This window comes from Mycobacterium sp. (assembly GCF_035623875.1).
GTDB lineage: Bacteria > Actinomycetota > Actinomycetes > Mycobacteriales > Mycobacteriaceae > Mycobacterium.
The window spans coordinates 1-13,026 of sequence record NZ_DASPSP010000133.1; the positions used below are offsets into that span (position 1 = coordinate 1).

Here is a 13,026-nt window from a genome sequence, read left to right on the forward strand (position 1 = left end):
AAGCAGCGGCGCTTCGACCGACTGATCGCCGTGTTGAGGACGGTGAACAACATGCTGCCCCGGTTTGTCCGGCGCTTCCCGTTCAACGTGCTGCTGTGGGATCTGGACCGGCGGATCAAGGCCGGCCGGCCGCTGGTGTAGATGGCGCGCCGCTAGCTGGCTGGGCGCTGCCGTTGCACACCAGGGTGATGTTCATGCCAGCGGTCCTCTACGCGGCAGACCCGCCGGTGCTCCACCACCAACCACAAGACACCGGACGTCACGGCGACGATTGCTATCGCGGCGGCGATCACACCTCGATCGCTGTGCCCGGCGCCGAATGTGGCCAGACACCTGAAGATTGCGACCACGCCTATGACAATTAACAGATGACCCGGCCAGCTCCGCGGGTCGATCAGCGACTCGCCCGCGTGCAGCCGCGTTGTCCTCACATGGTCGACGGGGTCATGAAATGTGTCACCCATGACTGCTCCTTGTCCACATGAAATGACAGGCCAGACAATGCCATCGACGGCCGATGTTGTTCGCCAGATGAGTTAGCGCCACCACTGGGACGATCGCCGGTCCTGCTGATGATCATTCGCACTTGACATCGCCAACGTTGACTTGCCCTGCTGTCTTGAAGGCCAATACCTATTTATAGTATAAGACAGACTAGTCTGTCTCATTCATCTTCTACAGGGATGTCTTCGTGACGATGACTTGCCTTTGGAATACGCCAGATCATCACGACCTGGTCAGGCACAGAACCTTATTAGACAGACGAACCAGTCTGTCTGATCTCGTAGGACCACGAGGTAGGCTGTTGTGGTGGTGACGCCTAATGCCTCGGGCAATGTGGCTGTGCCCTCGGCACGTGAGCGAATCGTTCGCACCGCCTATGACTTGTTCACTCACCGCGGCATCCGTGCGGTAGGCATGGATGAAGTGATCGCGCGCGCCGCGGTGGCCAAGGCCACGTTGTATCGTCACTTCCCGACCAAAGACGATCTCGTGTTGGCCGTCCTGCAGCGCCGTGAAGAATTGTGGACCTACGAACTCATCGAGGCACAGTCACGCAAGCGCGGTAAGACCCCCGAAGAACAACTGCTGGCCATCTTCGATGTTCTGCACGACTGGTTCCAGCAGCACAAGGACTACGACGGCTGCTCATTCATCAAGGTCCTGCTTGAAATGGGACCCGTCCACCCCACTGGCCAGGCCAGCATCGCCTACCTGGCGAATCTCCGCGCCGTCATTCGCCAGCGAGCGCTCGCTGCCGGACTTCTAAACACCGACGAGTTCGCCCGGTCCTTCCACATCTTGATGAAGGGAGCCATCATCTCCGCCACCGAAGGCGAACCAGAGGCCGCGCACCGTGCCCAGAGTATGGCGCGTCTGCTCATCGAACGACACCGACATCCCGCCAGTCCTTAAATTTCGCCAAGTAAGACAGGGCTTACAGTGCCTGACTGCTCGTCATCAGCACGGTTCGGCCGGACTGGACCAATCCGGCAACCGCTTCGAGGACGCGCGCTTCGTTGCTGAAATCCAGCCCGGCGGTGGGCTCGTCGAGCAGCAGCATCGGCGCGTCTTGGACCACCGCACGTGCATCAACGCCAGCCGTCGTTCACCACCAGAAAGCACTGAGAACGGACGATCGGCCAGCGCGCCGATGCCCAACTCGTCGAGCACCGCAGCCGCGGCACACTGATCCGCCGCCGACGGCGAGGTCATCGTCCGCATGTGCGGGGTGCGCCCGGTCATTGCGATGTCGAGCGTGGAAAACGGGAACGGGGTGCTGCTGGCCTGCGGGACGTAGGCGACCTGGCGCGCAAGCTCGCGCCGGGACAGCCGTTCCATTGACGTACCCGCGAGCCGCAATGTTCCAGACTGCGGCGCCAGCAGCCCTAGCAGGCAGCGCAGCAGGGTGGTCTTGGCGGCGCCGTTGGGGCCCAGCAGGCAGCACACCTGACCGACCTGCAACGACAATGAAATGTCATCTAGACCGGGTCCGCCTTTCGCGTACTCGAATGACAGCCGCTCCACCTCCATCGCTACGCCCACTGACGCCGGACCTCAGACAGCACCAGGATGAAGAACCGTTCACCGATCAGTGACGTGAGAATGCCCAATGGGATTTCGGCGGAGGTTGCCGTCCGTATTTATTGCTGTGAGTTGCCTGCAAGCCCGTATCTGCGCCTGGCTCGCGGTGTCGCCGCCGACCCCTGCTGGGCGGTCGACTCTTATGGCGAGGTTGTCGACCTGTGAATACCCCCTACCGGGACGGGGTCTTGTTCTACGACACAACGTCGTATTGAATGCCGTCGTGCCTCGACCGGCGGGTAGCCGGCGACAGTCTCAGAAGGAGTATTCGGTGTCTCTTCGCGGCCATTCCGACGGGTTGGCCGCTATCGCCGTCGGCAGCGCGCAGGCGATAAAGCGTGCTGCTAGGCGGGCGTAGGGTCAGCTGCTGTGCGTACTGATAACGACAACTGGGACATCACAACAAGTGTCGGTTCGACCGCGTTAAACGTGGCGACCGCTCGAGCATTGGAGGCGCAGAAGTCAGACCCGTTGGCCGTCGACCCGTTCGCCGAGCTGTTTTGTCGGGCAGTGGGCGGCACCGCGGCCGACGTGCTGGACGGCAAGGCCCCCGAACACCGACTGAGAACACCCGATTGGGGTGAGCATTTCGTCAACTTCCAAGGTGCCCGCACCAAGTACTTCGACACCTACTTCCGGCAGGCCGCAGAGGCGGGCGTCCGCCAGGTCGTCATCCTGGCGGCTGGGTTGGACTCCCGCGCCTACCGCCTGTCCTGGCCCGACCAGACGACGATCTTCGAACTGGACCGTCCGCAGGTTCTCGATTTCAAGCGTGAGGTGCTCGCCGAACACGGGGCCAAACCCAACGCCGAGCGCCGTGAAGTCGCCATCGACCTGCGTGAGGACTGGCCGCAAGCACTGCGGGACAGCGGCTTCGATGCTGCCAAGCCCTCGGCGTGGATTGCCGAAGGTCTGTTGATCTATCTTCCGGCCGCTGCCGAAGAGAAGTTGTTCAGCGGAATCGATGCGCTGGCCGCCCAGGGCAGTCACGCCGCCGTGGAAGATGGTGCGCCGATGCCGGCTGACGCCTTCGCGGCCGCCGTCGAGGAAGAGCGGGCGGCCGCCGCCGAGAGCGACCAGCGGGTGTTCTTCCAACTGGTCTACAACGAGCGGCACGCTCCCGCCGACCTGTGGTTCGGTGAGCACGGCTGGACCGCGGAGGCGACCCCGTTGGCCGATTACCTACGCGAGGTGGGCCGACCGATCCCCGGACCGGACGTCGAGGCCGGGCCGATGGTCGCCCGCATCACCTTGGTCAGGGCGGTCAAACGATGAGAACTTCATGGCGTAGAGTCTGCTCGCAATGACAACCGTTTTCATTAAGCAGCTTCGTGACCATGCCGGCGCCGGCGGAGACCTCTGCGTCCCGCCGGCTGCCGCGAGGGGCCGTAATGCGGGCTGAACTGCGGCGGCTGGCTTCCCGCGCCGTCGCAAACCGAGCCGACGAATCGACACGATCCCTAGTCTCAACTCTTAGCTTATGCAATGCTAACTTCGGCCCGAGGTTAGCTTAGGCAACACTATGTTCAAAAGGGGAGACGGAGGCGTGGAAACCGCTGACACCGGCACGGTCGCAACACGGCCGACGATTGCCCGGGTGGACGACGATGTCATCAGCCGATTCGCGACCTGCTGTCGGGCGCTGGGGCTGACCGTCTATGACCGCAGACGTCCAGCAGACTTGGCTGCCGCCCGATCCGGGTTCACCGCGCTCACCCGGATCGCCCACGACCAGTGCGACGCCTGGGTCGGGCTAGCCGCCGCCGGCGACGCGTCTACCCGTGTTCTGGAAGCGGGTTCGCGCACCGCGGTGACCGCGGGGCTATTGCAGCGCCAAGTCGAACTCGCGCCGGGCGCGTTGGGGTTTCACTACGACACCGGCCTCTATTTGCGTTTCCGCGCGACCGAACCCGACGACTTTCACCTCGCTTACGCCGCGGCGTTGGCAGCCGAGGGTCAATACGCCGACGCGCACAAACTGGCCATCGAGGTCAGCCACCGTCGGCCGAACTCGCGGGAGGCTCGCTGGGTGACGGCCACCATCCACTACCGGGCCGAGCGCTGGGCGGACGTGGTCAAGCTGTTATCGCCGATCGTCAACGACCCCGGCCTCGACGAGCATTTCGCGCACGCCGTCAAAATCGCGCTGGGGATCGCGCTGGCCCGGCTGGGAATGTTCGCTGCGGCGTTGGCTTATCTCGAGGAACCCGACGGCCCGGTCGCCGTGGCCGCTGTTGACGGCGCGCTGGCCAGGGCGCTGGCGCTGCGCGCCGACGGGGACGAGGACACCGCCCGCGAGGTGCTGCAAGACCTCTATGCCGCCAACCCGGAGAACGCCCAAGTCGAAGAGGCGCTGACGGATTCCAGCTTCGGGATCGTGCCGACTACCGCGGACCGCATCGACGCGCGCATCGACCCGTGGGACCCCGAAACTGAGCCCAAGCCAGGCGATTTCGTCGACCCCGGCGCTCAGGAACGGAAAGCCGTACTGCTGACCGAGGCAGAGCGCGAGCTCGGTGAGTTCATTGGCCTGGAAAAAGTCAAAGACCAGGTTGCACGGCTCAAGAGCGCGGTCGCAATGGAATTGGTGCGCAAGGAGCGGGGCCTGGAGGTAGCGCAGCGTACCCACCACCTCGTCTTCACCGGCCCGCCGGGAACCGGCAAGACCACCATCGCCCGCGTCGTCGCGAAAATCTATTGCGGCCTCGGCCTATTGAAGAAGGAGAACATCAAAGAGGTGCACCGCGCCGATCTGATCGGCCAGCACATCGGGGAGACCGAGGCCAAGACCAACGCGATCATCGACAGTGCATTGGACGGCGTGCTGTTCCTCGACGAGGCGTATGCCCTGGTTGCCACCGGCGCGAAGAACGACTTCGGTCTGGTGGCCATCGACACATTGCTGGCCCGGATGGAGAACGACCGCGATCGGCTGGTGGTCATCATCGCCGGCTACCGCGCCGACCTGGATCGGTTCCTGGACACCAACCAAGGTCTGCGGTCGCGGTTCACTCGCACCATCGACTTCCCGTCGTACCAGCCGGCCGAGCTGATCGAGATCGCGAACTTCATGGCAAAACGGCGCGACAGCGCATTCGAACAGCCCGCGCTCGACGACCTAGAAGCGTTGTTCGGTCAGCTGGCCAGCATCACCAAACCCGATACTGCGGGGGTAGAACGCCGCGGCCTGGATATCGCGGGCAACGGACGATTCGTCCGCAACGTGGTCGAAAAGTCGGAAGAGGAACGGGAATTCCGGTTGGACCACAGCGAACACGCACAGACCGGTGAATTCACCGATGAGGAGCTCGTGACGATCACCGCCGCAGACGTCGCCAACACGGTGCCAGGGCTGCTAGAGGGTCTACGCCTGGACATGCCCGCATGACCGGCCGCGAACCTGACGACGACCGGCGATCTTTCGCGTCGCGTACCCCGGTCAACGACAATCCCGACAAGGTGGTCTATCGCCGCGGCTTCGTCACGCGCCACCAGGTGAGTGGCTGGCGGTTTGTGATGCGCCGGATCGCCTCCGGTGTCGCCCTGCACGACACCCGGATGCTGGTCGACCCGTTGCGCACCCAGACGCGTGCGGTGCTGATGGGCGTGCTGATGCTGATCACCGCGCTGGTGGGCTGCTTCGTGTTCTCGCTGATCCGTCCGAATGGGTCGGCGGCTAACAACCCGGTGCTGGCCGACCGGTCGACTGCCGCGTTGTACGTGCGGGTCGGCGATCAGCTGCACCCCGTCCTGAACCTGACGTCGGCCCGGCTGATCGTCGGTCGGCCGGTCAACCCCACCACCGTGAAAAGCACTGAGCTGGACAAGTTCCCACGGGGCAACCTGATCGGTATCCCGGGCGCGCCCGAGCGGATGGTGCAAAACACCGGCAAGAACGCCGACTGGACGGTGTGCGATTCCATTACGGGTCCGGCCACCGGGGTGACGGTGATTGCCGGAGCACCCGACAGCAGTGGCACCCGGGCCGCGGCGCTGGGCTCAGGGCACGCGGTGCTGGTACGCAACACCACCAGCACCTGGCTGCTGTGGGATGGCCGCCGCAGCCGGATCGACCTGGCCGACCGCGCCGTCACCAGCGCGCTGGGCTTTGGCAGCGACATAACTGCGCCGCGGCCCATCGACGCCGGCCTGTTCAACGCGATCCCCGAGGCGCCACCGCTGTCCGCGCCTGCCATCCTCGACGCGGGAAGCCCGCCGCGGTTCGGCCTGCCGGTGCCCGTACCGGTCGGCGCGGTCGTCGAAGCCCACGTGTTGGACGGCGCCTCAGCCAACGGCCTTCTCTATTACGCGGTGCTGGCCGACGGCTTGCAGCCGATCTCGCCGGTATTGGCCGCGATACTGCGCAACGCCAACTCCTACGGGCTGGATCAGCCGCCACGGCTGGGTGCCGATCAAATCGCCAAGCTGCCGGTGTCCCGAGCGCTGGACGCGAGCCGCTATCCGGATCAGCGGATCAGCTTGGTCGACGCGGTCCACGATCCGGTCACTTGCGCACACTGGAGCAAGCCAGCCGGCGCGACCACGAATTCGCTTACCTTGCTGACCGGTTCGGCGCTTCCGGTGCCGGAGGCGCTGCACACCGAAGATCTGGTCAGCGCCGGCATCGGCGGCACAGCAAGCCGAGTCGCGATAGCCCCCGGGGCCGGGTACTTCACCGCGACCGTCGCCGACAACGCGGAGTCACCAGCCGCCGGGTCGCTGTTCTGGGTCTCCGACACCGGCGTCCGATACGGCATCGACAACGAGGGTGGGGCCAACGGCCCCGCCAAAACCACTGAGGCCCTTGGCTTGAGCCCGCCGCCGACTCCGATTCCCTGGTCGGTGCTGGCGTTGTTCGCACCCGGCCCGACGCTGTCGCGCGCCGATGCGCTACTCGCCCATGACGGTCTGGCGCCAGATTCCCGACCCGGCCGTACCGCAGCGCAGGGGGAGAACCGATGAGCCGATTGATCTTCGAGGCCCGCCGGCGGCTACCACCACCGGCCACCCGCAAGGGCACCATCAGCATCGAAGCGCCTCCGGAACTGCCCCGGGTGATTCCACCGTCGATGCTGCGGCGGGCCCTGCCGGTGGTGATCGTGCTCCTGATCGTCGGCATGATCGTCGCATTGGTCGCGACCGGCATCCGGCTGATCTCCCCACAGACGCTGTTCTTCCCGTTCGTGCTGCTGCTGGCCGCTACCGCGTTCTACCGCGGCAACGACAACAAAAACCGCACCGAGGAAGTCGACGCCGAGCGGGCCGATTACTTGCGCTACCTGTCGGTGGTTCGAGACAACATCCGGGCGCAGGCCGCCGACCAACGGGCCGCGGCCGAATGGTCGCACCCCGAGCCGGCGGATCTGGCTGCGATACCCGGCTCACGCCGGCAATGGGAACGCGACCCCCAGGACGCTGACTTTCTGGTGGTGCGGGCCGGGCTGCACTCAGCAGCGCTGGACACCGCATTGCGGGTCAATGACACTGCCGACGAGATCGACCTGGAACCGGTGTCGCACAGCGCATTACGCAGCTTGCTGGACACCCAGCGCACTGTCCGCGACGTTCCGACCGGTATCGACATGACCAAGGTTTCCCGAATCACCGTGCTCGGAGATGACGACGAGGTACGGGCGGCGCTGCGGGCCTGGATCGCTCAGGCGGTGACCTGGCACGACCCGACGGTGCTCGGCGTCGCCGTGGCCGCTTCGAATCTCGAAACGCCGGAATGGTCGTGGCTCAAGTGGTTGCCGCACGTCGATGTTCCCGGCGAACTCGACGGCGTCGGCCCGGCCCGCTACCTGTCCAGCAAGCCCGACGAGCTGGCCGCGCTGGTTGGCCCGGCGCTGGCCGACCGCCCGGTATTCACCGGCGGGTCGGCCGATGCGCTGCGGCACCTACTGATCGTGGTCGACGATCCGGAGTACGACCTGAACGCCTCGCCCCTGGCGGTCGGTCGGGCCGGGGTCACCGTTGTGCACCGATCGGCCAAGGCACCGCATCGCGAACAATATTCGGATCCCGAACGGCCGATCCTGCGGATCGCCGACGGCGCCATCGACCGCTGGCAGACCGGCGGCTGGCAGCGCTACATCGACAGCGTCGACCAGCTCGGCGCCGACGACGCCGCCCACCTCGCGCGCCGACTGTCCCGATGGGACTCCAACCCGACGCACAGCGGACTGCGCTCGACGGCGACCCGCGGCGCCACTTTCACTACGCTGCTGGGAATCCCGGACGCGTCCCGCTTGGACGTCCCGACGATGTGGGCATCACGACACCGCGACGACGAGCTGCGGGTCCCGATCGGTGTCACCGCGACCGGCGAGCCGCTGATCTTCGACCTCAAAGACGAAGCCGAGGGCGGGATGGGCCCGCACGGCTTGATGATCGGCATGACCGGTGCGGGCAAGTCGCAGACGCTGATGTCGATCCTGTTGTCGCTGTTGACGACTCACTCCGCTGACCGGCTGATCGTGATCTACGCCGACTTCAAGGGCGAGGCCGGTGCCGACATTTTCCGCAACTTCCCGCAGGTCGTCGCGGTGATCTCGAACATGGCCGAGAAGAAGTCGTTGGCCGATAGGTTCGCCGACACGCTGCGCGGTGAGGTCGCGCGCCGGGAAGTGATGCTGCGTGAGGCCGGACGCAAAGTGCAGGGCAGCGCGTTCAACTCGGTGACCGAATACGAAAACGCCATCGCCGCCGGACATGATCTGGCGCCGATCCCGACCCTGTTCGTGGTCGCCGACGAGTTCACCCTGATGCTCGCCGACCACCCCGAATACGCGGAGCTGTTCGACTACGTGGCACGCAAGGGCCGCTCGTTCCGCATCCACATCTTGTTCGCGTCGCAGACATTGGATGTCGGAAAGATCAAGGACATCGACAAGAACACCTCCTACCGCATCGGTCTGAAGGTAGCCAGCCCGGCCGTGTCACGGTCGATCATCGGTGTGGAGGACGCTTACCACATCGAGTCCGGCAAGGAACACAAGGGTGTGGGCTTCCTGGTGCCTGCTCCGGGTGCCGCGCCGATCAAATTCCGCAGCACTTACGTTGACGGCATCTACGATCCGCCTCAGGCAACGAAAACGATTGTGGTGCATTCCGTTCCCGAACCAAAATTGTTCATCGCCGGCCGGGTGGAGCCCGATCAGAGCACGGTCATCACGACGAACGGTCACGAAGAACCGGTCGGCCCGCCACGCAAGTTGATCGCCACCATTGGTGATCAGCTGGCGCGCTATGGTCCACGTGCACCGGAGCTGTGGCTGCCGCCGCTCGATGACGCGATCCCGCTGAGCACGGTACTGGCCCGCGTAGCGCTGCCGCGGGGCGACTGGCGTTGGCCGCTGGGCGAAATCGACAAGCCGTTCGAGATGCGCCGCGACCCGCTGGTGTTCGACGCGAGGTCGTCGTCTGGCAACCTGGTGATCCATGGTGGCGCAAAGTCAGGGAAATCGACTGCCCTGCAAACTTTTATCCTTTCAGCGGCGAGCCTGCACGCCCCCAGCGAGGTGAGCTTCTACTGCCTGGACTACGGCGGCGGTCAGCTGCGGGCGCTCGAGGAGTTGGCGCATGTCGGCAGCGTGGCCTCGGCGCTGGAACCGGGACGCATCCGCCGCACGTTTGGGGAGCTCGAGCAGCTGCTGCGGTCGCGTCAGCAGCGGGAGTTGTTCCGGGATAAGCGAGGGCCGGGTGACGGATTGGGCCAGGTGTTCCTGGTCATCGACAATCTCTATGCCTTCAGCCGGGATAACACCGACCAGTTCAACACCCGAAACCCGTTGCTGGCCAAGGTGACCGAACTCGTCAACGTCGGACTTGGCTACGGCATCCACGTTGTCGTCACCACTCCCAGCTGGCTGGAGGTGCCGCTGGCCATGCGCGACGGCCTCGGGCTGCGGCTGGAGCTGAAGCTGCATGACGCGCGCGACAGCAACGTCCGGGTGGTCGGTGCACTGCACCGTCCGGCCGAGGCGGTGCCCGCCAACCAACCGGGTCGTGGTCTGACCATGGCCGCGGAGCACTTCCTCTTCGCGGAACCCGAGCTGGACCAGGTCGCCGCGATCAACGCCCGCCATCCCGGCGTCACGGCGCCTCCGGTGCGGTTGCTGCCGACGAACTTGGCGCCCGCTGAGGTCGGTGCGCTATACCGGGGCGCCGACCGCATCGTCATCGGTCAGCGCGAAGAAGACTTGGCCGCAGTCCAACTCGACCTCGCCGAGAATCCGCTGCTGATGGTGCTGGGCGACACCAAGTCCGGTAAGACCACGCTGCTGAGGCACATCATCCGCACCATCCGGGACAACTCCACTCCCGACCGCGTCGCGTTCACGGTGCTGGATCGCCGGTTGCATCTCGTCGATGAGCCGCTGTTTCCCGACAACGAATACACCGCCAACATCGACCGGGTGATCCCGGCGATCCTCGGTTTGTCGGCGCTCATCGAAAAGCGGCAACCACCGGCAGGGCTGTCGGCAAGCCAGCTGACCGGCTGGTCGTACCAGGGCCACACGCACTACCTGCTCATCGACGACGTCGATCAGATACCGGACACTCCGGCGATGACCGGTCCGTTCGTCGGGCAGCGGCCCTGGACCCCGCTGATCGGATTGCTGGCACAGGCCAGCGACCTGGGCCTGCGGGTGATCGTCACCGCACGCGCAACCGGCGCCGCGCATGCGCTGATGACCAGCCCGTTGCTGCGCCGGTTAAACGACCTGCAGGCAACGACCTTGATGTTGTCCGGCAATCCGGCGGACGGCGGAAAGGTCCGCGGCCAGCGCTTCGATCGGTTGCCCGCCGGTCGCGCAATTCTGCTGGGCGACAGCGACACCCCGACGTATGTGCAGTTGGTCAATCCGCTCGTCGACGAAAGTGTGGCCGTCGATGGTCGGTGAGTTTCCTCGAAAGGAGTATCTGCCATGACGCTTCGAGTTGTTCCGGAGGGTTTGGCCTCCGCTAGCGCCGCCGTGGAGGCGATCACCGCACGCTTGGCCGCCGCGCATGCGGACGCGGCCCCCTTGATCACGGGCGTGGTTCCGTCGGCGGCCGATCCGGTGTCGCTGCAGACCGCGGCGGGGTTCAGCGCCCAGGGCACTGAACACACCGCACTAGCGGCGCAAGGCGTGCAGGAGCTCGGCCGAGCTGGGGTGGGTGTCGGTGAGTCCGGCGCGAGTTATGCAGCCGGTGATGCGGCGGCTGCGGCGACATACCTGGCTCGCGGCTGACGATGACCGCGCCGGTGTGGATGGCTTCGCCGCCGGAGGTGCATTCGGCACTTCTCAGCGGTGGTCCTGGACCAGGGTCGCTTTTGGCGGCCGCTGGGGCGTGGACCTCCCTGAGTGCTGAATATGTCTCGGCTGCGGGCGAACTCACCACGGTGTTGGGCGCGGTACAGGCCGGCGCGTGGGAAGGTCCCAGCGCTGAGGAATATGTAAGCGCGCACGCCCCATATCTCGCGTGGCTGACCGAAGCCGGCGCCAACAGCGCAGGGGTGGCTGCTCAGCAGGAAATCGCGGCGGCCGCCTACACGACCGCGTTGGCCGCGATGCCGACGCTTCCGGAGTTGGCCGCCAATCACGTCATCCACGGCGTGTTGATCGCGACGAACTTCTTTGGCATCAACACGATTCCGATCGCGCTCAACGAAGCCGACTATGTGCGGATGTGGATCCAGGCAGCCACGACGATGGCCACGTATCAGGCGGTCTCCGGGTCGGCGTTGGCATCGGCGCCCCGCACCACGTCAGCGCCGCCTGTGGTGAAAACCAACAGCGTGATGGCGGCCGCCGCCGACCCGCCGTCATCGGGAAACTTCCTGACCGACCTGTTCAACCAACTGGTCGCGCTAATCCGGAACCCCGGTCACACGATCAACGCCATCTTCGCGAACCCGAGCGCGTGGTTCCCGCTGTTGTTCTTCATCGGCTATCAGGCGTTCACCGAGCCCGTCGGTTGGACGACTTGGTCGCTGCTGCTGAGTTCCCCGGCGTGGATCTCGCTCATAGTTGGTCTGGCTCTCAACGCGGCGGCGTCGTTGGCTGGGCCGGTGGCTGTGCCCGCGGCGCTCGGGGGGCCTGGAATCCCCGTTGAACAGGGTGCGGGGATGCCCGCTGCCAGCTTGGCGTCGACCGGCGCCGGGGCCGCCACGACCGCCGGGTCGACATCGGCGGCAGGCGCTGCGGCGGCTGGCGCCGTCCCAGCGGCCACACCCGCCACCGGCTTCGCCTACATGGTGGGCGGTATCAGTCCCGACGCCGGGCCCGGACCGACGTTGATTGATCGCAAGGGCGCCAAGGCGCCGTCTCGCTACCTTCCGGCGGCCGCCGCGGTCGGTGCGGTGAGTCGAGATAAGGTGCGGGCACGGCGGCGTCGACGGGCCGAGTTGCGAGATTACGCCGACGAGTTCGCGGATATAGACAGCGATCTCAGCCCCAGACCTGAACCCGAGCAGGCCTCAGTGCTGGCGTCGGATCGCGACGCGGGGTCGTTGGGGTTTGTCGGGACAGTGCATAAAGACACCACCGCTGCGGCCGCCGGATTGGCCACGCTGAGCGGCAATGGGTTTGGTGGGGGACCAAGTATGCCGATGGTGCCAGGCACGTGGGGTCCCGAGGCACCGGAGGGGGAGGGGGAACACGGCTGAGTGTTCTTGTGTGGCAACGGTAGTCCATTAGCGAAAGGATTTCAGTCATGAGTATGTTGGATGCCCATATTCCGCAGTTGGTGGCGTCGCAGTCGGCGTTTGGTGCTAAGGCGGGGTTGATGCGCTCGACGATTGGTCAGGCCGAGCAGGAAGCGATGTCGGCGCAGGCGTTCCACGCCGGGGAGTCTGCGGCGGCGTTTCAGGCTGCCCATGCCCGGTTCGTGGCGGCGGCGGCCAAGATCAACAGCTTGCTGGATGTGGCCCAGGCCAACATCGGCGATGCCGCG

The 13,026-nt window shown here is 65.5% G+C and carries 10 protein-coding genes and 1 pseudogene; 9 read left to right on the forward strand and 2 right to left on the reverse strand.

The genetic code is table 11. The annotated features are described in order from the left end of the window. Window positions 1–141, forward strand: a pseudogene (locus tag VEI45_RS10640) (hypothetical protein); the annotation flags it as partial. 11 nt (window positions 142–152) lie between these two features. Here VEI45_RS10640 and usfY read toward each other — a convergent pair. Beyond that, complete coding sequence (gene usfY, locus VEI45_RS10645) at window positions 153–464, reverse strand: protein UsfY (protein WP_324852893.1); 312 nt, start codon at window positions 462–464, stop codon at window positions 153–155. A 454-nt stretch (window positions 465–918) separates the two neighbouring features. Between usfY and VEI45_RS10650 the strand changes: the two genes are divergently transcribed. Next, complete coding sequence (locus tag VEI45_RS10650) at window positions 919–1,416, forward strand: TetR/AcrR family transcriptional regulator (RefSeq protein ID WP_414687448.1); 498 nt, start codon at window positions 919–921, stop codon at window positions 1,414–1,416. A gap of 45 nt (window positions 1,417–1,461) precedes the next feature. Here VEI45_RS10650 and VEI45_RS10655 read toward each other — a convergent pair whose 3' ends face one another. Beyond that, entirely contained in the window at window positions 1,462–2,046 is a 585-nt protein-coding gene (locus tag VEI45_RS10655) for an ABC transporter ATP-binding protein (RefSeq protein ID WP_324852895.1), read from the reverse strand. Window positions 2,047–2,454: 408 nt separating this feature from the next. On the opposite strand from VEI45_RS10655, the gene VEI45_RS10660 reads away from it, so the two are divergent. The 7 genes from VEI45_RS10660 to esxG all read left to right on the forward strand — a co-directional run. Continuing rightward, complete coding sequence (locus tag VEI45_RS10660; protein ID WP_324852897.1) at window positions 2,455–3,360, forward strand: class I SAM-dependent methyltransferase; 906 nt, start codon at window positions 2,455–2,457, stop codon at window positions 3,358–3,360. Window positions 3,361–3,607: 247 nt separating this feature from the next. Continuing rightward, window positions 3,608–5,473, forward strand: coding sequence for a type VII secretion AAA-ATPase EccA (gene eccA, locus VEI45_RS10665; protein ID WP_414687447.1), 1,866 nt, complete (start codon window positions 3,608–3,610; stop codon window positions 5,471–5,473). Then, entirely contained in the window at window positions 5,470–7,047 is a 1,578-nt protein-coding gene (gene eccB, locus VEI45_RS10670) for a type VII secretion protein EccB (RefSeq protein WP_324852901.1), read from the forward strand. The genes eccA and eccB overlap by 4 nt, the downstream gene beginning before the upstream one ends. Next, on the forward strand, window positions 7,044–10,991 hold the full coding sequence (gene eccCa, locus VEI45_RS10675) for a type VII secretion protein EccCa (RefSeq protein WP_324852903.1): 3,948 nt from the start codon (window positions 7,044–7,046) through the stop codon (window positions 10,989–10,991). The genes eccB and eccCa overlap by 4 nt, the downstream gene beginning before the upstream one ends. 24 nt (window positions 10,992–11,015) lie before the next feature. After that, complete coding sequence (locus tag VEI45_RS10680; protein WP_324852905.1) at window positions 11,016–11,321, forward strand: PE family protein; 306 nt, start codon at window positions 11,016–11,018, stop codon at window positions 11,319–11,321. A 2-nt stretch (window positions 11,322–11,323) separates the two neighbouring features. Further along, window positions 11,324–12,739, forward strand: coding sequence for a PPE family protein (locus VEI45_RS10685; RefSeq protein ID WP_324852907.1), 1,416 nt, complete (start codon window positions 11,324–11,326; stop codon window positions 12,737–12,739). Between the two features lie 47 nt (window positions 12,740–12,786). Beyond that, window positions 12,787–13,026: type VII secretion system protein EsxG (gene esxG, locus VEI45_RS10690; RefSeq protein ID WP_324852909.1), on the forward strand; the 240-nt coding region annotated here is incomplete at its 3' end.